We start from the raw sequence: 20,468 nt of genomic DNA, 5'->3' as shown, positions 1-20,468 counted from the left end.
CCTGAGGTGCACAGTCGGTGCCAGGCCACGCTTCGCAATCGAGAGGATCCATGGCAGTTACCGAGGCCGCAGTGGCGCCGCTTTCCCCTGGCGACAACGCTTATCTGAGCATCAACGAGGTCCGCAAGGAATTCGATGGCGTCGTCGCGGTCGACGAGGTCAGCCTGCAGATCCGCAAGGGCGAGATCTTCGCGCTGCTGGGCGGCTCGGGCAGCGGCAAGTCCACCCTGCTGCGCTGCCTGGCCGGCTTCGAGCGGCCGACCAAAGGCCGCATCGTGCTCGATGGCCAGCCGATCGACGGGTTGCCGCCGTACGAGCGTCCGATCAACATGATGTTCCAGTCGTATGCGCTGTTCCCGCACATGAGCGTGGAGCAGAACATCGCCTTTGGGCTGAAGCAGGAAGCCCTGTCCAAGCCGGCGATCGCGGCGCGCGTGGGCGAGATGCTGGAGCTGGTGCAGCTTGGCAACCTGGCCAGGCGCAAGCCGCATCAATTGTCCGGCGGGCAGCAGCAACGTGTGGCGTTGGCGCGCTCGCTGGCCAAGCGGCCCAAGCTGCTGCTGCTGGACGAACCGATGGGCGCGCTGGACAAGAAGCTGCGCGCGCAGATGCAGCTGGAACTGGTCAACATCATCGAGACCTCCGGCGTCACCTGCGTCATGGTCACCCATGATCAGGAAGAGGCCATGAGCATGGCCACCCGCATCGCGTTGATGGACCAGGGCTGGATCCAGCAGGTCGGCACCCCGGACGAAATCTACGAACAACCGGCCAACCGCTTCGCTGCCGACTTCATCGGCTCGGTCAATCTGATCGACGCCGTGATCGTCGAGGACAAACCCGACTACGTCGGCCTGAAGGCGCCGGCCTTCGACGCCAATATCCGGATCGGTCACGGCATCACCGGTTTCGAAGGGCAGTCGGTGGCGTTCGCGCTGCGCCCGGAAAAACTCGTCATCGGCAAGGACGAGCCGGCCCAGGCCTGCAACAAGGCGCAGGGCGTGATCGAGGACATCGCCTATTTCGGCAGCCATTCGGTCTATCACGTGCGCCTGCCTGGCGGTTTCAAGCTGATGGCCAACTTTGCCAACCGTCAGCGTTGGGCCAGCGAAGCGCTGACCTGGGGCGACACCGTCTGGCTGAGCTGGGGCGAGGACGACGGCGTGGTACTCACCGCATGAGGCGCCTGATTCGCGCATTGCCGGGCGCGCGCTGGGGTGTGATCGCCGCACCGTATCTGTGGCTGCTGGTGTTCTTTGCGATCCCGTTCCTGATCGTGCTGAAGATCTCCTTCGCCGAGCGCGCCACCGCGATGCCGCCGTACACGCCGCTGTTCGCCGTTGCGGCCGATGGGGCGGTGAGCCTCAAGCTGCATCTGGGCAATTATCTGGTCATGCTGCGCGACAGCCAGTACGTGGCGGCGTATGCGAGTTCGATCAGGATCGCCGCGCTGTCGACCGTGTTTGCGCTGTTGATCGGCTACCCGATGGCCTATGTCATTGCGCGTCTGCCACTGGCCACGCGCAATGTGGCGATGATGCTGGTGGTGCTGCCGTCGTGGACCTCGTTCCTGATCCGCGTCTACGCCTGGATCGGCATCCTCGACGGCAACGGCCTGCTCAATCAGGCGCTGCTGGCGCTGGGAGTGATCCGCCAGCCCTTGCAGTTGCTGTACACGCCGCTGGCCGCCTACATCGGCATCGTGTATTGCTATCTGCCGTTCATGGTGTTGCCGTTGTACGCCAATCTGGTCAAGCACGACCAGCGATTGCTCGAAGCCGCCTACGATCTGGGCGCGCGGCCGTGGCAGGCCTTCGTGCGCATCACCTTGCCGCTGTCGCGCAACGGGATCGTTGCCGGCTGCATGCTGGTGATGATCCCGGCGGTGGGCGAATTCGTGATTCCGGAAATGCTGGGCGGGCCGGACACCTTGATGATCGGCCGCGTGCTGTGGGGCGAGTTCTTCAATAATCGCGACTGGCCGGTGGCCGCGGCGGTGGCTACGGTGATGTTGCTGCTGTTGCTGGTGCCGATCGTGCTGTTCCACCGTTATCAGCAGCGCGAGCTGGAAGGGCGGCTGACATGATGCGCGCCTCTCCCGGCACGCGCCTGCTGGGCGCTGGCGTGCTCGCGCTGGGCTTCGGCTTTCTGTATCTGCCGATCCTGTTGCTGATGGTCTACTCGTTCAACGCCTCGCGTCTGGCGATGGTGTGGGGTGGCTTTTCCACGCGTTGGTACGGCGAATTGCTGCGCGATCGCCAGTTGCTGGAAGCGGCCTGGGTCAGCCTGCAAGTCGCGTTCTGGACCGCCTGTGCATCGACGGTGCTGGGGACGATGGCGGCGCTGGCGATGGTGCGCATGCGGCGTTTTCCCGGCAAGACCCTGTTCGGTGCATTGATCACCGCACCGCTGGTGATGCCGGAAGTGATCATCGGCCTGTCGATCCTGTTGTTGCTGGTTTCGATGGGCGGTGTCCTCGGGATCGCACCGCGTGGCGCGGTGGCGATCTGGGCGGCGCATGTCACCTTCACCGTCTCGTTCGTCACGGTGGTGATTTCCTCGCGCCTGCAGGAACTGGATCGCTCGCTGGAAGAGGCGGCGATGGATCTGGGCGCGACACCGCTGAAGGTGTTCTTCCTGATCACCTTGCCGATCATCGCTCCGGCATTGGTATCGGGCTGGCTGCTCGCGTTCACGCTGTCGCTGGACGACGTGGTGATCGCCAGCTTTCTGGCCGGGCCCAGTTCGACCACCTTGCCGATCAAGGTGTTTGCGTCGGTGCGGCTGGGCATCAGCCCCAAGATCAACGCACTTGCCACGCTGATGGTGCTGGCGGTGTCGATCGCCGCAGTGATCGGCTGGTGGCTGCTGGCGCGTGGCGAAAGACGCCGCCAGCGCGATGCGCAACTGGCGCTGCAAGCTGCTTCCTGAGCAGGCACCAACATGGGGGGGGGGGCGAATGCATCGCCACCAGCGGCGGCCAGACGGCTGCGAACGCCGACGCCACAGACATCCACGATGGCTGCACGCCGATTGCGGACGCCTGATTCGGCCACCGGACGCCGGGCACGGCAGTTGGTTGGGCCGCTGTTACCTGGCCGGAGGCGTGTACCCGCTGTCCCAGGGCTGCGGCTTGGTCAGGTAGCACTGATACTCGGCGCTGATGTCGTAGCCCTGTTGCTCGACTCTGGGTTGTTCGTCGGCGCGATCCTTGTCCCTGTTCTTGCCGTTCTTGTCGCCGTCGTCCTTGGATTTCTGCTTGCTCGGATAGATCGTGACCATGTTCGGCGACGAGTGCGCAGTAACGAATTGGCGGATGGCAGTGTCCGAGCAGGCCCGCAGTGCCTGTTCCTCGCAGGGTTGGCTGGGATTGGGCAGCGTGTTGGTGCAGCTCACGGTGACAAATCCGTTCGGGCCGGGACGCGGGCCGTGCAGCATGTCCTGCAGGACGGCGCATCCCGGCAGGCAGGCGCCGATGCCAAGTACAACTAGAACAATCAGATCCCGGCGCATCGTGGTGGTCTTCCGTGAATGGATGAAGCTGCCAAGTGCCGAATGCTAGAGCATTTTTGTGCGGTGGGACGGTCGGGACAGGGCAGGGACGCTTTCGTTCGCGTGGCTGGGAGCGTTGTTCCGGTTGCCAGTGATCCGCGAGCGGTGCGATGGAGGTGCGGCATTGCGTCGCGGCGTGGGTAAACACAGCGTTGCAGCGATTTGCCGCGGTTGTGACGCGGCTGCAACTTGCCGACGACTAGCATGGCGGGCCTGTAACAGGAGACCGTCATGTCCTACGACACCGTCAACCCGGCCACTGGCCAGGTCGAACATACCCAGCACACCCTGGACGCCGCCGCCATCGAGGCGCGTCTGGCTGCTTCCGCCAAGGCATTTCCGCAGTGGGCGGCGCTGCCGCTGGCCGAGCGCGGCGCGCTGCTGCGCCGGGTCGGCGAAGAGCTGACCCGGCGGCGCGACGACCTGCAGCGCATCATGACCGCCGAGATGGGCAAGCTGCGCCACGAGGCGCTGGCCGAGGTGGACAAGTGCGCGCAGGGCTGCGCCTATTACGCCGAACATGCAGCCGACTACCTGGCACCGCGCGATATCCCGACCGAGGCGCAGTCCAGCTATGTGCGCTACGAGCCACTGGGCTGCGTGTTTGCGGTGATGCCATGGAATTTTCCGTTGTGGCAGGCGTTCCGTTTCCTCGCTCCAGGTCTGATGGCCGGCAATGTGGCGCTGCTCAAGCACGCCAGCAATGTGCCGCGCTGCGCCGATGCGATGAAGGAGGTGCTGGATGCCGCCGGCATTCCGCCCGGCGTGTTCGATGTGCTGCATATCGACAACGACCAGGCTGCAGATGTGTTGCGTGACGAGCGCATCGCCGCGGTGACGCTGACCGGCAGCGAACGTGCCGGACGTTCGCTGGCTGCAAATGCGGGCGATCAGTTGAAGAAGTGCGTGATGGAACTCGGCGGCAGCGACGCGTTCGTGGTGCTGGAAGACGCCGACCTGGAGCACACCGTCGCCTCCGCCGTGCAGTCGCGGTTCGACAACAGCGGGCAGACCTGCATCGCCGCCAAGCGCTTCATCGTGGTGGACGCCATCGCCGATCGCTTCATCGAACGCTTCGTTGCCGCTGCCTCCCAGCGCGTGCTCGGCGACCCGCAGCAGGAGGGCACCACACTGGCGCCCATGGCCCGCGCGGATCTGCGCGACGAGCTGCACAAGCAGGTGCAACACAGCGTGGAAAAGGGCGCCAAGGTGTTGCTGGGCGGCGAACCGGTGCCCGGGTCGCATGCAGGCTATCCGGCCACCATCCTCGATCATGTTGCCCCGGGCATGCCGGCCTACGAGGAGGAGTTTTTCGGCCCGGTCGCGTCGGTCATTCGCGTGCGGGATGAAGCAGAAGCAGTACGCGTGGCCAACGACACCAGCTTCGGCCTGGGCGGCAGCGTGTGGACCTCCGATGCCAAGCGCGGCGAACGCGTCGCGCAGCAATTGCAGTGCGGTGCGGCGTTCGTCAATTCGGTGGTCAAGAGCGACGTGCGGCTACCGTTCGGTGGCATCAAGCGCTCGGGCTTCGGCCGCGAGCTGGCCGAGCACGGCATCCACGAGTTCATGAACATCAAGACGATCTATGTGGCTTGAGTGCGGGGATTGGGGATTCGGGATTGGGGATTCATAAAATCAGGCAGCCTTCCTTCTCCCCCTCGGGAGAAGGTACCCGAAGAGCGGATGAGGGTAAGTGCAGCAAGCGAGCAGAAGTCGCTCGTCCTGCTCCAACCAATCCCCAATCCCCACTCCCAAATCCCAGCCGCAAAGCGGCCTAAAGCCACCGCGCTCGCTTGAACAGGCGATACAACACCAGACACGAGGCGACCACGCCGGCTACCAGCAGCGGGTAGGCATAAGGTTTGTCGAGTTCTGGCATGTGGGTGAAATTCATGCCGTACCAGCTGGTGATCAGGGTGGGCGCGGCCAGCAGCGCGGCCCAGGCGCCCAGGCGTTTGACGGTTTCGCCCTGGGCCAGGGTCACCATCGACAAGTTGACGCTCAGCGCGGTGCCCAGCATTTCGCGCAAGGTGTCGATGGCGTCGTTGATGCGCACGGCATGGTCGAGTACGTCGCGCAGGTAGATGCCGACCTCGTCGTGGATCAGCGAGCCGGGGTTGCGCTTGAGGTGCGAGAGCACGTCCTGCAATGGCGCCACGACCAACCGCATCTTGTTGAGTTCGCGCTTGAGCTCGTACAGGCGCACCACGGTTTCGCGCTTGTAGTTGTCGGCGAAGATGTCCTTTTCCAGGCCTTCCAGCGTGTCGCGGAACTCGTCCATGATCGGAAGGTAGTTGTCGACCACGAAGTCGAGCACGCCATACAGGCAGAACGAGGCGCCCATGCGCAGCATCGCCGGTTCGCGTTCGACCCGGTGCCGCACCGGCGTGTACGACAGCGATGCGCCATGGCGCACCGTCAACAGAAAGCGCGCGCCCAGAAACGCATGCGTCTCGCCGTAGCGGATGCGCTCGTTGACCAGTTGTGCGGTGTTGACCACCACGAACAAGGAATTGCCGTAGCTCTCGGCCTTGGGACGTTGGTGCGCCTTGAGCGCATCCTCGATGGCGAGATCGTGCAGGCCGAACTCATCCTGCAGCTTGTGCAGCACCGACTCCTGCGGCTCGTACAGGCCGACCCAGACAAAGCCATCCGGGCGCTGCAGCACGTCGCTGATCTGCTCCAGGCTGATGTCGTGGCGCTCGCCCTGGCCGTCGTAATAGGCGCAGGTGATGACGCAGGAGGGGTTGTCCGGATGGCGGCCGTGGTGGTTCATGGGCGCATCCTGGATCAGCGCGTGCGGACGGACAAGTCACGCCGCCGCAACGCGATGGCGAGCGCGGCATGGATCGGCAACAGCAGCAGCACCCACTGCAGGTTGTCCTGCGCCTGGAACGACAGCCAGTGGATCAGCAGCGCCAGCAGTGCCGCGGCGGCCACCACCCAGCGCAGCACATCGAACCAGCGCCCGGGCCGGCGCCCGCGCAGCACGGCGATGCCGCCGATCAACAGCAGCACGCACAGCGGGTTGACCAGCAACAGGTTGCGATTGGCCCAGGCCGACTGATGCGCGGTGAAGCCCCAGAGATACACCAGCAAGCCGCCGCCGATCGCGCACAGCAGCCAGTACGGCAGGGCCAGGGCGGCCAGCACGCGTTGCCGGCGACCGAGTGCCAGCACGCCGGCAGCGACGATCAGCCCGGTCAGCAGCCATGGCCACCAGTGGCGCTGCTGTTCCGCCGGCTCCGGTGCGATGCGATGCGGCAGCAGGACCTGGGTGGACTGCACCAACGGGCGGCCGGCGCTGTTGTGCACCTGGGTCAGGCTGTCGGCCAGGCGCATCGGCACGAAGGCTTCTTCCCAGCGCGACAGCGGGCGGTCCGCATATGGCCCCAGGCCCAGGTCGAAGCCCAGCCACATCCACGGGGCAGGGGAGGCCAGGCGCACCGCTTCGCTGCGGAAGGTGTTGCCGCGCGAGCGCCCGGCCAGTTGCGATTTCAACGCGCCACCCATGGCGCGGTCCAGCGTGTCGCGGACCATGGTGGCGCAGTTGGCCACGAAGTAATCGTAGTGGTAGCGCGCGTTCTCGGGCTGGCTGCGGATGGCCAGCCCGTCAGCCAGCGCGCGCGCCTGGTCCGGTGGCAGGTCCAGCCACTGGATGCTGACGCCGCGGCCGACCGCACGGTACTGCTGCAGGTCTTCTTCCAGCGGCAACGCGACCAGGTAATACATCATCTCGCCGCGCGCAAAACGGGGGACGAAATCCGGCTCGCCGGGGTCGAAGAAGCCAAAGTTGTACGAGGTGGCCTGCCCGGTGACGGGATCGACCACCACGATGGCATCGTGGCCGAAGCGCTCGAAGAACACCTCGCCCGGCTGCATGGTGACCACGCCGACCCGCGGTGCCGGTACATTGGGCTGGGCGAGCGCCTGCCCGGTGGCCTGGGCCATGGCGGCAGGTGCCACCAACCACGCCAGCAACAGCAGCAGACACGCCGCCGCGCAGCGCCGGATGCTGCCGCGGGCTGGCGCTGCAGCAGTGACGCGGTACCAACGGTTCAAGCGTCGTCCTGCGGGTCTGGCGGCAGAATGGTCACGTGGAAGGCGTGCACGCGCCGCGCATCGGCCTTGGCCACACGGAAGGCAAAGCGCCCCAGCGTCAGCTCTTCGCCGGTTTCCGGCAGGTGGCCGATCGCATCGGTGACCAGGCCGCCGACGGTGTCGTACTCGTCGTCGGGGAAGTCGGCACCAAAGCGCTCGTTGAAGTCTTCGATCGGCGTCAGCGCATCGACCACATAGCGGCCGTCGGCTTGGATCGCGATCAGCGAATTCTCGTCTTCGGCATCGTCGTGCTCGTCGTCGATCTGGCCGACGATCTGCTCCAGCACGTCTTCGATGGTGACCAGCCCGGCGACGCCACCGTACTCGTCCACCACGATCGCCATGTGGTTGCGCGACAGCCGGAATTCCTTGAGCAGCACGTTGAGCTTCTTGGACTCGGGGATCAGCACCGCCGGGCGCAGCAGTTCGCGCACGTTGCCGGGGCCGTTGTCGGCGACCACGCCGCGCAACAAGTCCTTGGCCAGCAGGATGCCGAGCACTTCGTCCTTGTTCTCGCCGTGCACCGGGAAGCGCGAATGGCCGGATTCCACCACCTGCTTCATCAGGTCGATGAAGCGCGCCTCCACCGGCAGCGAGACCATCTGCGAGCGCGAGATCATCACATCGCCCACGGTGAGCTCGGACACGGAGATTGCGCCTTCCATCATGCGCAAGGTGTCTGCAGCGATGAGACCGTCCTGTTCGGCGGTCCGCAGCAGCGCGACCAGTTCGTCGCGGGTATGGGGTTCGCCAGAGAAGGCAGCGCTCAGGCGCTCGAGCCAGCTACGGCGTTTTTCGGGTGTTTCTTGGGATTGGCTACTGTCGTCTTCGGACATCGTGACGTGGGACGGCACCCGGCAGACCAGGCGATAGTCGTCAGTCTAACAGGAAGCCGCTAAGGCGCTGTGGACGGGGCCGGGGTGGGCGCTGCGCGTCAGGGCAGGTCCAGGCTGTAGCCGCAGCCGACCACGGTCTTGCCCGGATGCGACTTCACGTTGGAGACGCTGAGCACGATCGATTCGATCATCGCCTCGCCGGTCTTGGGGTTGGTGGTGTCTTCGCTGACCAGCTCGCGGCCATACATGACCTTGTCGGCGTTATCCACGCCCAGTTCCAGGTTCAGCTGTTTGGCCAGCGGGCGCGGGTCGGGCAGGTCCAGCAGCGCCATGACGCTGGCCCCGGAGAACGCGATGTGGGTGGTGCTGTGGCCAAACACGCTGATCGGCGTGTTGAGCGTGTACTCGGTCATGAACAGGTTGGCCTGGTCCAGCGGCGTCCAGCCCAGCGCCACCGCCTTGAGCGGGTCGGCCAGCACCGGTGCCAGCGCGCTGAAGTCGCCGATGCGCTGGCGGCATTCGATCAGGGCCGGCAGGTCGGGGCGTGCCGGCGCGGCCTGCGCCCAGGCGCTGGAGCAGGCCAGCAACAGCAACGCGGTGGCGAGGCAGCCCCGCATCAGCGCTCTCCCGCGTACGGGTCGTCGATGCCGAGATCAGCCAGGATCTCGCGCTCGAGTTGCTCCATCGCATCGGCTTCCTTGTCGTCTTCGTGGTCCCAGCCGAGCAGATGCAGCGTACCGTGCACGGTCAGATGGGCGTAATGCGCGGCCAGCGACTTGCCTTGTTCGGCGGCCTCGCGCGCCACCACCGGCGCGCAGATCACCAGATCGCCGAGCAGCGGCATCTTGACGCCCTTGGGCAGGCCTTCGGGTAAATCGGCCGGGAAGCTCAGCACATTGGTGGCGTAATCCTTGCCCCGGTAATGATGGTTGAGCGAGCAGCCTTCCTTCTCGTCGACAATCCGCACCGCCAGGTCGGCCTCGCGGATGCGTCCCTTCAGCGCAGCGGCCACCCACTTGCGAAAACTCACCGCCGACGGCAGGCCGGCGCGCGGCAGCGCATAACTGACAGCGACGTCGAGGCGGACAGGTCCACGGGTCATGGCGAGAGTTTCCTGGGCAGAGGGTCAGCGCGTGCAGGTGATCAGCAGAATCACCGCAGGCCCGTTGGCCACGCGGTAGCTCGAACTGCCGATCGGGCCCCGCCCGCAGCGGCGATTGTAATCCCGCACCCGCAAGCTTGAAACGAATCCTGGCTGGTCATGCAGCCAGACCGCACGCGATCGGGATGCCCGGCGACGGCGACGACTGCGTCTGTCAGCACCAGGCTGACAGGGCGCGAACTCACTCAGGCTGTTGCTTGGCGGCAGCGTCCTGCTGATCGCGCTTTTCATAGGCCGTGACGATGCGCTGCACCAGCGGGTGGCGCACCACGTCGCGCGCTTCGAAGAAGGTGAAGCTGGCGCCGTCCACCTCGCGCAGCACTTCGATTGCGTCGCGCAGGCCGGACTTGACGTGTTTGGGCAGGTCGATTTGGGTCAGGTCGCCGGTGACCACCGCGGTGGAGCCGAAGCCCAGCCGGGTCAGGAACATCTTCATCTGCTCGATGGTGGTGTTCTGTGCCTCGTCCAGGATCACGTAGGCATCGTTGAGCGTGCGGCCGCGCATATAGGCCAGCGGCGCGATCTCGATGACGTTCTTTTCCAGCAGCTTGACCACTTTTTCCACGCCCAGCATTTCGTAGAGCGCGTCGTAGAGCGGGCGCAGGTACGGGTCCACCTTCTGGCTGAGATCGCCGGGCAGGAAGCCCAGCTTCTCGCCGGCTTCCACCGCCGGGCGCACCAGGATCAGGCGCTGTACGCGCGACTCGTTCAAGGCTTCCACTGCGCTGGCCACCGCCAGGAAGGTCTTGCCGGTGCCGGCCGGGCCAATGCCGAAATTGATGTCGTGCGTGGCGATCGCATGCAGGTACTTGGCCTGGTTGGCGCCACGGCCACGCACGGTGCCGCGTTTGACCTTGATCGCCACGTCTTGGGCCACGTAGGAACGATCGACCACCTGCTCGACATTGGCATCGTTCAGGCGCAGGTGGATCGCATGGTTGTCGAAGGTGGTGGAGGCGGCTTCATCGTACAGGGCGGTCAGCAGCGTCTGCGCGGCGGTGATCGCCGGCTCCGGGCCGGTGACGCGGAAGACGTTGCCGCGGTTGGCGATCTCCACGCCGAGCTTGAGTTCGATCTGGCGCAGGTGCGCGTCGAACGGGCCGGCCAGGTTGGCCAGGCGCTCGGTGTCGTCGGGTTCCAGGGTGAAGTCGCGATGTGCAGGTGAGTTCATGGTCGGATCGGACCGCGCACGCATGCGCTGGTCGGTTGGGCGGCAGACGAGGGTAGCGCGCAGCGTGTGATCCCACCAACACGCCCGGCTGCCGCAAGCGCATGGTCATGGCCGGTCCCCGGTGGTGTGCGCGGGTTTTCCACAATCGCTGTGGAGTCACGCATCACTAACCTGTGGATAAAAATCGTGGCGCCTACTCGCACAAGGTCCGGCAGGGACATGGTGAAAAAATCACCACTGCGATGGCGGTTGTCCACAAGCGGTGTGGATCGAATTCGGCAAAGCCTGTGGGTAAGTGCTCGCACGCCTTATGCCGCAAGGTGTTGCAGACAAGTGGTGAAATTTTGATCACTTGCCTTGCGTGCCGTGTGACCAGGGACGTCGGTGTCGTTGCTGTGCGCGATCACGACCATGCTTGGCGTATGCGAGCAATGCGCGCCGTTGTTGACCTAGACCGACCACGGCTTCGTAGCGCGCAGATGCTGGGGCGCCGATCGGCGAATGCAGTGCGGCAAGCACGCAGCTGCGTGCTTGCCGAAGATCGAGGTGCGAGGCACGACGCGCGTGACCTCAACGCAATTGCCAGCGTGTTGCACGCATGTACGCACGCAGCTACGCAAAGCAACGCAACAACGATGGCAGGCAGACGCAGCATCGCGTAGCCGGTCGCAGCACTACGGAAGTAGTGACCAACCAACGCGCACCTTCCAGTCAGCAAGACGCGATGCATGCCGTGGCGCCACGCGCCCCGGCACCTATGCGGTATCAGCTGTCGCTGTCGTCCACCTGGATAAGACCGCGCAGCGAATTGCTCATCGCCTCGGTGATCAGGACATCGACGAACTGCCCGATCAGGCGCGGATTGCCGGGGAAATTCACCGGACGCATGTTCTCGCTCTTGCCGGTCAATTCATTCGGATCGCGCCGCGACGGGCCTTCAACCAGCACCCGTTGCACGCTGCCGACCATGGACTGCGAAATGCGTGTGGCGTGCGCGTTGATCTGCGCCTGCAAACGCGCAAGCCGCGCCTGTTTGACGGCTTCCGGGGTGTCGTCCTGCAGGTCCGAGGCCGGCGTGCCGGGACGCCGCGAATACACGAACGAGAAACTCTGGTCGAAGCCCACGTCCTCGATCAGCTTCATGGTCTTTTCGAAATCCGCTTCGGTCTCGCCGGGGAAACCGACGATGAAGTCCGAGCTGATCGAGATATCCGGACGCACCGCGCGCAGCTTGCGGATCTTGGACTTGAATTCCAGCGCGGTGTAGCCACGCTTCATCGCCGACAGGATGCGGTCGCTGCCGGCCTGCACCGGCAGATGCAGATAATTGGCCAGCTGCGGCACGTCGCGGTACGCATCCACCAGCGAGTCGGAAAATTCCAGCGGGTGCGAAGTGGTGAAACGGATGCGGCCGATGCCCTCGATCTGCGCGATGGTGCGGATCAACAGGCCCAGATCCGCGTATTGCGCCGCGTCGCCGGCATCGGCGCCGTACGCACCGCGATACGCGTTGACGTTCTGGCCGAGCAGATTGATCTCGCGCACGCCTTGCGCGGCCAGCTGCGCCACCTCCACCAGCACGTCCTCGAACGGCCGGCTGACTTCTTCGCCACGGGTGTAGGGCACCACGCAGAACGAGCAGTACTTGGAGCAGCCTTCCATGATCGACACGAACGCCGACGGACCCTCGGCGCGCGGCTCAGGCAGGCGATCGAACTTCTCGATTTCCGGAAAGCTGATGTCCACCTGCGACTTGCCCGATTCGCGCCGCGCGCGGATCAGCTCCGGCAGGCGATGCAGGGTCTGCGGGCCGAACACCAGATCCACGTATGGCGCGCGCTTGACGATGGCCTCGCCTTCCTGCGAGGCCACGCAGCCGCCCACGCCGATGATCACCGGCTTGCCGCCGGCCTTCAGCGCCTTCCAGCGGCCCAGCTGGCTGAACACCTTTTCCTGCGCCTTCTCGCGGATGGAGCAGGTGTTGACCAGCACCACGTCGGCGTCTTCGGGGTTGTCGGTCAGCTCCAGGCCTTCGGAGGCGGCGAGCACGTCGGCCATCTTGGCCGAGTCGTACTCGTTCATCTGGCACCCGTGGGTCTTGATGTAGAGCTTGCCGCGCACCACGGCAGGCGCCGACGGGCGGGCCACCGGCAGCGGCAACAGGGCGGGTGCGTCCACGGCGGTGGCCGCGGACAGGTCGGAAACGGATGTCCCGGGCATGGCGCTTATTCCAGGCGGGTAGAAGATAGCCGCACAGTTTACCCGCTTGCGCCGGGCCCGTCCGCTTGGTCAGGCCTTGGCGTTGGTGGCCTCGGCGCGCGCGAACGCCGGCCGGTCGGCCATGCGGGCGATGTAGGCGCGGGTGCTGGCAGGCGGGTCGATCAGGCCGAAATCGACCATCCAGCCCAGCGCGCCGCCCCACAGCACATCGGCCGCGCTGCAGCGCTGGCCCAGGAGATAGTCGCCCTTGGCCAGCTGCGCATCGATCACCTGCAGCACCGTGGCGCAGTCGGCGTAGGGCGAGATCGAGCGCGGCGGCGCATCGCGCTTCATCGCGCGGTCGATGATCGCCGGCTCGAACGCCGAGCCGTAGAAGGCCAGCCAGCGCAGGTAGGCGCCGCGGTCGGCATCGCCCGGCGCCGGCGACAGCCCGGCTTCCGGATACAGCTCGGCCAGATACTGGTAGATCGCGCCCTGTTCGGTGACCACGCTGTCGCCATGCCGGATCGCCGGAATCTTGCCCATGGGGTTGATCGCCAGGTACGCGGGCGCGAGTTGCTCGCCTTTTTCCAGGTTGACGATCTGCAACTCGTAGCTGGCGCCGAGCTCTTCCAGCAGCACCAGCACGCCGCGCGAACGCGAGCGGGGATTGTGGAACAGGGTGATGTGGCGCTGGTCGGACATTGCGGTTTCCTTGGTGGATGCGGAAGGCATAAAGAACGAGGTGCCAGGCAATCCTACGCAGCTATTGCGGACAGTTTCCGTCCGCAATACGGTAATGCGATGGCCTCGACCGCTGCCCGCTTGTTGCGTCTGCTTGCGCTGCTGCAGGGCGGCCGCAGCTGGTCCGGCGTGGCGCTGGCCGAGCGGCTGGAACTGCATCCGCGCAGCGTGCGGCGCGCGATCGAGCGCCTGCGCGAGTTGGGTTACCCGGTGCATGCCGTGCCCGGCGCCGGTGGCGGCTACCGGCTGGGGCAGGGTGCGGCCGCCCAGCCGCTGTTGTTCGAAGAAGACGAGGCGCTGACGGTGGCGATCGCGCTGCGCGCAGCGGCTCCGGCGATACGCGGCATGGATGCGGCGGCGGCGCGGGTGCTGCGCAAGCTCGATCCGCTGTTGCCGCGGCGCAGCGGCCAGCGTGCCAGTGCGGCGCACGCGGCCACCGCCAGTCTGCCGGTCACCGGGGAGGTGGGTGCCCTGGTGGATGCGGCGCTGCTGGCGCAACTGGCCAGCGCCTGCCGCGACCGGGTCACGCTGCGGCTGGACTATCGCCGCCACTCCGGTGCCCCGATCACGCGTTGCGTCGAGCCGGCCCTGCTGGTGAATTACGGGCGGCGCTGGTATCTGCTGGCCTGGGACTGCGAGCGCCAGGACTGGCGCACCTTGCGCGCCGACCGCATCGACCGGGCCGAGACGACCGGCGCGCAATTCGCCGCTCGCGCACTGCCGGAAGAGCCACTGCAACTCCTGCGCAAGGCGATCGGCGAGTCGCCGTTCCCGTGCCGGGCCCGGGTACGCCTGTACGGCACGTTGGAGGCACTCGCCGCTCGCATCCCGCCCTGGCTGGGCGCGCTGGAAGCCGACGGGCCGGCGCATTGCTGGCTGGGCCTGGGCGCGCCGAGCATGCCGGCGCTGGCGGCCAACCTGCTGCTGCTCGACCTGCCGTTCGATGCGATCTGCCCGGACGCCGTGCGCGTGCCGCTGGCCGAGGCGCTGAACGCGTTGCGGGCGCGGCTGGAGCCACTCCCCGGATAACCGTTTGGGCCACTTGGCAAGCCCGGGCCAAGCTGGGACACTCCGCCGCATGAAGGGGATGTCAAGATTGCTGGGGCTGTTATTCGTCACGTTGCCGGCAGCGCCGGTCTGCGCTGGCACCTTGTACAAGTGTGTCAGCGGCGACGGAATCACCAGCTACCTGAGCAAGCGCCAGAGCGGCGCGACCTGCAGCGTCATCAGCAGCTACACCCCGGAGCGATCCGCGCGCCGCGCGCCGCCGGCCATGGCTCGCCCGGCGCAGGGCATGGTCGCTGGCCCTGCGCGCGCCAGTACCTCGATCGATAGCGGCGCGCCAGCCACCATCATCAGTCAGCCGGTTGGCCAGGCGCCACGCCGCGCTGCCGAGGTCGCCTCGGCGGTGACGCCGCGCGCGCTGCCGGTGGCGGAGACCTCGGTCGTGCAGGTACCCGCCGCCGCGGTCAATCCGCGCCGGGTGGTCAGCGGGCAGGTCTATTCGTATATGAAGGACGGCGTGCGTCACTACACCAGTGCGCGCCCGCGTCAGGTCGCCAGCATCGAAGGCCTGCGCACCATCCATTACAGCTTCATCGAAACCTGTTACGCCTGCGCCGCCAAGCCCGGCGTCAATTTCGGCGCGATCCGGCTCAACACCAATGCCTATCAGCAGGAAATCACCGCAGCCGCGCGCGAGTTCGGGGTCGAGGAAGCGATCGTGCGCGCGATCATCCATGCCGAGTCGGCCTACAACCCGCTGGCACTGAGCCGGGCCGGCGCGCAGGGGCTGATGCAGTTGATGCCCGGCACCGCGCGCCGCTTCGGCGTCAGCGATGCCTATGATGCAACGCAAAATATTCGCGGTGGCGTGCAATATCTTTCATGGTTGCTGAAGCGCTTCAACGGCGATCTCACGCTCGCCGCTGCCGGCTACAACGCAGGCGAGGGCGCAGTGGATCGCTATGGCGGCGTGCCGCCTTACAGTGAGACCCAGCGCTACGTCCAACGCGTCGGCGTGCTGGCCGGGCGCTATCGTGGGCAGACCACGGAGGCCAACTGAGCCATGTGCTTTGCACGCATCTGCGCGCGCTGCGGCCTGCTTTGACAGTCGCGCGCCGAGACGGACGTCATACGGCCACCAGGCCGCGCAGGCCGCCATCGCACCGGCGCGATAGTGCAGCCAAGGCGCAGCATGTCCGCAACTGGGGCGGTCTTTTTGTCAGCACTGGGTCACAGCTGTACTCCTTGTGCAGGCCTGGCGCGTGACGTGATCGAAGCGTGCCTGCATCCAGTGTTTGCACTGCGCCGGTTCGACTGCGTACATTGCGTTGTCTGTGCATTAAGCGTTCCGCTACACTGCGGTCGATTCATCGCGGCTGGACCCCCCGCCAGCCGTTGGCAGCCTCACGCTACCTAATCAAGATCGGAGAGCCGGATGGCCAACGATGGGGTTAACGCACCTGCTGATATCGGGCGTCGTCGGTTCTTGACCGCGACAACGGCCGTGGTCGGTGCGGTCGGAGCAGGATTTGTCGCAGTTCCGTTCGTGAAGTCGTGGAATCCCAGCGCACGCGCCAAGTTGGCCGGTGCCCCGGTGACCGCCGATATCAGCGCCTTGCAGGAAGGGCAACGGCTGGTTCTGGAATGGCGCGGTCAGCCCATCTGGATCGTCAAGCGCTCCAAGGCGATGCTCGACGCACTGCCGTCGCTGGATGACCGGCTCAAGGATCCCAAGTCCGAGAACAAGGACCAGCAGCCCGACTACGTGCTGAAGAACCCCGAGTACCGCTCGATCAAGTCCGACATCTCGGTGCTGGTCGGGCTGTGCACGCATCTGGGCTGCTCGCCGGAAATGGTCGCCGAGATCCGCCCCGAGCCCTACGACCCGCAGTGGAAGGGCGGCTACTTCTGCCCCTGCCACAAGTCGCGCTTCGACATGTCCGGCCGCGTCTTCGACGGCGTGCCGGCACCGATCAATCTGCTGGTGCCCCCACACCACTATGTGGACGACAACACCCTGGTGATCGGCGTCGATCCCGACGGTGCCGGTACGTCGGCCAACAGCACGGGGGCTGCCTGATGAGCAATATCCTGGTCCGTACCGCCAATGGTGTGTTCGATTGGGTCAACGAACGCGCGCCCGGGCTGATGCCCATGTACCGCAAGCACGTCAGCGAGTACTACGCGCCGAAGAACTTCAACCTCTGGTACTACTTCGGCTCGCTGGCCATCGTGGTACTGGTCAACCAGATCGTCACCGGCATCTTCCTGACGATGCACTACAAGACCAGCGCGGCCGATGCGTTCGCTTCGATCGAATACATCATGCGCGACGTGGAGTGGGGCTGGCTGATCCGCTACATGCACAGCACCGGCGCCTCGCTGTTCTTCATCGTGGTGTATCTGCACATGTTCCGCGGGCTGATGTACGGCAGCTACCAGAAGCCGCGCGAGCTGGTGTGGATTCTCGGCATGCTGATCTACCTGGTGCTGATGGCCGAAGCCTTCATGGGCTACGTGCTGCCGTGGGGGCAGATGTCGTTCTGGGGCGCGAAGGTGATCATCTCGCTGTTCGGCGCCATCCCGGTGATCGGCAACGGGCTGACCGAATGGATCATGGGCGATTATCTGCCTGGCGATGCCACGCTCAACCGGTTCTTCGCGCTGCACGTGATCGCACTGCCACTGGTGCTGTTGCTGCTGATCGTGCTGCACATCGGCGCGCTGCACGAGGTGGGCTCCAACAATCCCGACGGCGTGGAGATCAAGAAGGGGCCCAAGGGCAACCGCTGGGACGCGCACAAGCCGGCCGACGGCATCCCGTTCCATCCGTATTACACGGTCAAGGATCTGGTCGGGGTCGGCTTCTTGCTGCTGATCGCGGCCTTCATCATCTTCTTCGCACCGGCGTTCGGCGGCCTGTTCCTGGAGCACGACAACTTCACCGAGGCCAATCGCCTGGTGACCCCGGAGCACATCAAACCGGTCTGGTACTACACGCCGTACTACGCGATGTTGCGCGTGGTCCCCAACAAGCTCGGCGGCGTGCTGGTGATGTTCTCGGCGATCGCGATCCTGTTCCTGGTGCCATGGCTGGATCGGGCCAAGGTGCGCTCGATCCGCTACCGCGGCTGGATCTCCAAGGTCGCGCTCGGCGTGCTGGTGGTGTGCTTCGTGTGGCTGGGCGTGATCGGCTCCGGTCCTGGCACCGACGCACACGAAACCTATGTCGGGCGCGTGCTGACCTTCCTGTACTTCGCCTTCTTCATCACCATGCCGGTGTGGACGCGGCTGGACAAGACCAAGCCGGTGCCGGAGCGGGTGACCACCCATGACTAATTCCAACGTGAGGTCATGGATGTCGCGCGTGGTCGCCCTGTTGTGCGGGCTGACCCTGGCCGCAGGGGCGCTGGCAGCCGAAGGCGGAAAGGTGCAGCAGGCCGGCAACGACCTGAGCGACCGAGCCTCGCTGCAGCGTGGCGCGCAGTTGTTCATGAACTACTGCTCCGGCTGTCACTCGCTGAAGTACCTGCGCTATTCGCGCATGGGCAGCGATCTGGGACTGAGCGAAGAAGAGGTCATGACCAACCTCAACTTCACCGGCGCCAAGATCGGCGAACACATCGAAGGCACCATGCCGCACGATGCGGCGACCAAGTGGTTCGGCAAGGCGCCGCCGGATCTGACCTTGATCGCGCGTGTGCGTGGCACCGACTGGGTCTATACCTACCTCAAGTCGTTCTACCTGGATCAGACCCGCCCCCTGGGCTGGAACAACCAGCTGTTTCCGAATGCCTCCATGCCCAACCCGCTGTGGGAGCTGCAGGGCCTGCAGCAGGCGCAGTTCGGCCCGCCCGACAAGGCGACCGGCGACAAGCCGGTGCAGGCGCTCAAACTCGGTCAGCCAGGGCGACAGACGCCGGTCGAGTTTGATCAGACCGTGCGCGATATCGCCAACTTCCTCGAATACGCCGGCGAACCGGCGGCCTTGAAGCGGCAGAGCATGGGCGTGTGGGTGATCCTGTTCCTGGCCTTGCTCACCTTCATGGCCTACCTGCTGAAGAAGGAATACTGGAAGGACGTGCACTGACCGGTCTGCAGGCCGGTCATCGGCTGCAGAGCGCATCGGCCATGCATGTGCAAACCATGCAACGGCTGCAGCAAACCGACCGCTGAGCCCCTCTCCCTGTGGGAGAGGGGTGCGGTGAGGGTCGGCGAGCAATCACTGCTTCGGTTGACGACAAATCACCTCTGCCGCATCCGATGTCGTGCACCGGCAGTCGCCCCGTTGCGACAAGCGCACGTGACCGGAAGCTGCATCTCGGCGCAACAAGCGGCCTGTCCGGGCATTAATCGGCCCTATCACTCTTGGCTTTTGCGTGACGTGATTGCACACTCGAAGGACCGTGGTGACGGTCGGCGTTGGGCCGGCCGCGCCGATGCGGCCGGCGGATTCCGGTCGTCGGAGAGCCTTGAATGGCGACGAGTGTGCGTATGCGGAATACCTTGACTTTGTTTTCGTCCAACGACGACGTGTTGTGCCACCGGGTCCGTCTGGTCCTGGCGGCGAAAGGGGTGACCTACGACCTGGTGCCGGTCGACCCGCAAAATCCCCCGGAAGATCTGATCGATCTCAATCCCTACCATTCGGTCCCGACCCTGGTCGAACGCGACCTGGTGCTGTACGCGGCATCGGTGGTCAGCGAATACCTGGACGAGCGCTACCCGCATCCGCCGTTGATGCCGGTCGATCCGCTCTCGCGCGCACGTCTGCGTCTGGCGATGCTGCGGATCGAGCACGACTGGGTGCCGCAGGTGCAGGCCATCCAGCTCGGCAACAAGACCCAGGCCGAGGCCGGCCGCAAGCGCCTGAAGGAACTGCTCACCGCGTCGGTGCCGCTGTTCAAGGCCAGCAAGTTCTTCCTCAATCCGGAAATGAGTCTGGCCGATTGCGCGATGGCGCCGATCATCTGGCGACTGGACGCGTTGGAGATCGGTCTGCCCAAGGACGGCAAGGCGATCGAAGACTACGGCAACCGGATCTTCCGCAATCCCGGCTTCATCCGCAGCCTGACCGATCAGGAAAAGAAACTGCGCGACCTGCCGGGCTGATGCGACGGCTGTATGCCAACAGACCGACGCCCCAACGCGCAGCCGCCGCTGCGGGCCGTGTGCGGGTAAAATGACGTCATGAGCGAAGATTTCCCCCGCATGACCAGCCATCGCCCGTACCTGCTGCGGGCCTTGGTCGAATGGATCAACGACAACGGCATGACCCCGCACGTCCTGGTGGACGCCGGGCTGCCCGGCGTGCAGGTGCCTGCCAGTGCCGTCAAGGACGGCCGTGTGGTGCTGAACATCGCCGAGCGCGCCGTGGTCGGGCTGCAGGTCGACAACGAAAGCGTGCAGTTCACCGCGCGCTTTGGCGGCGTCAGTTATCCGGTGATGGTGCCGATGGCCGCGGTCCTTGCGGTGTATGCACGCGAGACCGGGCAGGGCATGGCCTTGCCGGACGATATCCCCGGCACCAGTACCGAGCCGCCGGATCCAGGTGCACCGCCGCCAAGCGCGCCCACGCCGGACGAGCCGCCGAGCGCGGGCAAGCGTCCGCATCTGCGCGTGGTCAAGTAACTGCACGCACGGACGCGCATCGCGCGTTCGTGCGTTGTCGCCGGATGTGCGTGTTCCGCTTGCATCG

The 20,468-nt window shown here is 65.5% G+C and carries 19 protein-coding genes and 1 pseudogene; 11 read left to right on the top strand and 9 right to left on the bottom strand.

Features of this window, described 5'->3' with window-relative positions:
• The first annotated feature begins 50 nt into the window (after positions 1–50).
• Genes ACCQ04_RS12075 through ACCQ04_RS12065 form a run of 3 tightly spaced genes read left to right on the top strand, consistent with a single transcriptional unit; the run spans position 51 to position 2,931 of the window.
• Positions 51–1,181: an ABC transporter ATP-binding protein gene (locus tag ACCQ04_RS12075; protein WP_226427667.1), complete on the top strand. Its 1,131-nt coding sequence runs from the start codon at positions 51–53 to the stop codon at positions 1,179–1,181.
• Entirely contained in the window at positions 1,178–2,086 is a 909-nt protein-coding gene (locus ACCQ04_RS12070) for an ABC transporter permease subunit (protein WP_024940504.1), read from the top strand. The genes ACCQ04_RS12075 and ACCQ04_RS12070 overlap by 4 nt, the downstream gene beginning before the upstream one ends.
• Entirely contained in the window at positions 2,083–2,931 is an 849-nt protein-coding gene (locus ACCQ04_RS12065) for an ABC transporter permease subunit (protein ID WP_126966054.1), read from the top strand. Before ACCQ04_RS12070 ends, ACCQ04_RS12065 begins: the two co-directional genes overlap by 4 nt.
• A gap of 159 nt (positions 2,932–3,090) precedes the next feature.
• Here the strand turns inward: ACCQ04_RS12065 and ACCQ04_RS12060 are convergent, their stop codons facing one another.
• Positions 3,091–3,513, bottom strand: coding sequence for a hypothetical protein (locus ACCQ04_RS12060; RefSeq protein WP_104589850.1), 423 nt, complete (start codon positions 3,511–3,513; stop codon positions 3,091–3,093).
• A 270-nt stretch (positions 3,514–3,783) separates the two neighbouring features.
• On the opposite strand from ACCQ04_RS12060, the gene ACCQ04_RS12055 reads away from it, so the two are divergent.
• Positions 3,784–5,148, top strand: a complete 1,365-nt coding sequence (locus tag ACCQ04_RS12055) for an NAD-dependent succinate-semialdehyde dehydrogenase (protein ID WP_102254325.1) — start codon at positions 3,784–3,786, stop codon at positions 5,146–5,148.
• 178 nt (positions 5,149–5,326) lie between these two features.
• Here the strand turns inward: ACCQ04_RS12055 and ACCQ04_RS12050 are convergent, their stop codons facing one another.
• The 8 genes and pseudogenes from ACCQ04_RS12050 to ACCQ04_RS12015 form a co-directional block, all read right to left on the bottom strand.
• A complete protein-coding gene (locus tag ACCQ04_RS12050) occupies positions 5,327–6,328 on the bottom strand; it encodes a magnesium and cobalt transport protein CorA (RefSeq protein ID WP_016901627.1) in 1,002 nt (333 codons plus the stop codon).
• A 14-nt stretch (positions 6,329–6,342) separates the two neighbouring features.
• Positions 6,343–7,614 carry a lipoprotein N-acyltransferase Lnb domain-containing protein gene (locus ACCQ04_RS12045; protein ID WP_184378358.1) on the bottom strand — a complete coding sequence of 424 codons (1,272 nt, stop codon included), beginning with the start codon at positions 7,612–7,614 and terminating at the stop codon, positions 6,343–6,345.
• Positions 7,611–8,489 (bottom strand): CorC family transporter, encoded by an 879-nt coding sequence (locus tag ACCQ04_RS12040; protein WP_024939270.1) that lies wholly within the window; start codon positions 8,487–8,489, stop codon positions 7,611–7,613. The genes ACCQ04_RS12045 and ACCQ04_RS12040 overlap by 4 nt, the downstream gene beginning before the upstream one ends.
• 98 nt (positions 8,490–8,587) lie before the next feature.
• Positions 8,588–9,106 carry a hypothetical protein gene (locus tag ACCQ04_RS12035; protein ID WP_184613725.1) on the bottom strand — a complete coding sequence of 173 codons (519 nt, stop codon included), beginning with the start codon at positions 9,104–9,106 and terminating at the stop codon, positions 8,588–8,590.
• Positions 9,106–9,591 (bottom strand): rRNA maturation RNase YbeY, encoded by a 486-nt coding sequence (gene ybeY, locus ACCQ04_RS12030; RefSeq protein ID WP_016901623.1) that lies wholly within the window; start codon positions 9,589–9,591, stop codon positions 9,106–9,108. The genes ACCQ04_RS12035 and ybeY overlap by 1 nt, the downstream gene beginning before the upstream one ends.
• A 241-nt stretch (positions 9,592–9,832) precedes the next feature.
• On the bottom strand, positions 9,833–10,822 hold the full coding sequence (locus ACCQ04_RS12025) for a PhoH family protein (RefSeq protein WP_226427668.1): 990 nt from the start codon (positions 10,820–10,822) through the stop codon (positions 9,833–9,835).
• 765 nt (positions 10,823–11,587) lie between these two features.
• Positions 11,588–13,042 carry a tRNA (N6-isopentenyl adenosine(37)-C2)-methylthiotransferase MiaB gene (miaB, locus tag ACCQ04_RS12020; RefSeq protein WP_046343089.1) on the bottom strand — a complete coding sequence of 485 codons (1,455 nt, stop codon included), beginning with the start codon at positions 13,040–13,042 and terminating at the stop codon, positions 11,588–11,590.
• Positions 13,043–13,080: 38 nt separating this feature from the next.
• A pseudogene (locus ACCQ04_RS12015) lies at positions 13,081–13,669 on the bottom strand (glutathione S-transferase family protein).
• Between the two features lie 156 nt (positions 13,670–13,825).
• On the opposite strand from ACCQ04_RS12015, the gene ACCQ04_RS12010 reads away from it, so the two are divergent.
• From ACCQ04_RS12010 to ACCQ04_RS11980, 7 genes are all read left to right on the top strand, one after another.
• Positions 13,826–14,794, top strand: a complete 969-nt coding sequence (locus tag ACCQ04_RS12010; protein ID WP_226427669.1) for a helix-turn-helix transcriptional regulator — start codon at positions 13,826–13,828, stop codon at positions 14,792–14,794.
• A 49-nt stretch (positions 14,795–14,843) separates the two neighbouring features.
• Positions 14,844–15,830, top strand: coding sequence for a lytic transglycosylase domain-containing protein (locus ACCQ04_RS12005; protein WP_226427670.1), 987 nt, complete (start codon positions 14,844–14,846; stop codon positions 15,828–15,830).
• A 375-nt stretch (positions 15,831–16,205) separates the two neighbouring features.
• A complete protein-coding gene (gene petA / locus ACCQ04_RS12000) occupies positions 16,206–16,850 on the top strand; it encodes a ubiquinol-cytochrome c reductase iron-sulfur subunit (RefSeq protein ID WP_026064126.1) in 645 nt (214 codons plus the stop codon).
• Entirely contained in the window at positions 16,850–18,109 is a 1,260-nt protein-coding gene (locus ACCQ04_RS11995; protein WP_024939276.1) for a cytochrome b, read from the top strand. Before petA ends, ACCQ04_RS11995 begins: the two co-directional genes overlap by 1 nt.
• Positions 18,102–18,860: a cytochrome c1 gene (locus ACCQ04_RS11990; protein WP_226427671.1), complete on the top strand. Its 759-nt coding sequence runs from the start codon at positions 18,102–18,104 to the stop codon at positions 18,858–18,860. The genes ACCQ04_RS11995 and ACCQ04_RS11990 overlap by 8 nt, the downstream gene beginning before the upstream one ends.
• Before the next feature lie 386 nt (positions 18,861–19,246).
• Positions 19,247–19,882 carry a glutathione S-transferase N-terminal domain-containing protein gene (locus ACCQ04_RS11985; RefSeq protein WP_024939278.1) on the top strand — a complete coding sequence of 212 codons (636 nt, stop codon included), beginning with the start codon at positions 19,247–19,249 and terminating at the stop codon, positions 19,880–19,882.
• 78 nt (positions 19,883–19,960) lie between these two features.
• Positions 19,961–20,401 carry a ClpXP protease specificity-enhancing factor gene (locus tag ACCQ04_RS11980; RefSeq protein ID WP_016901612.1) on the top strand — a complete coding sequence of 147 codons (441 nt, stop codon included), beginning with the start codon at positions 19,961–19,963 and terminating at the stop codon, positions 20,399–20,401.
• The last annotated feature ends 67 nt before the right edge of the window (positions 20,402–20,468 follow it).

Source organism: Xanthomonas sp. NCPPB 2866, from assembly GCF_041475745.2.
Lineage (GTDB): Bacteria > Pseudomonadota > Gammaproteobacteria > Xanthomonadales > Xanthomonadaceae > Xanthomonas > Xanthomonas arboricola.
The sequence above is the reverse complement of the archived record's forward strand: the minus strand, read 5'-3'. Positions and strand labels throughout refer to the sequence as shown.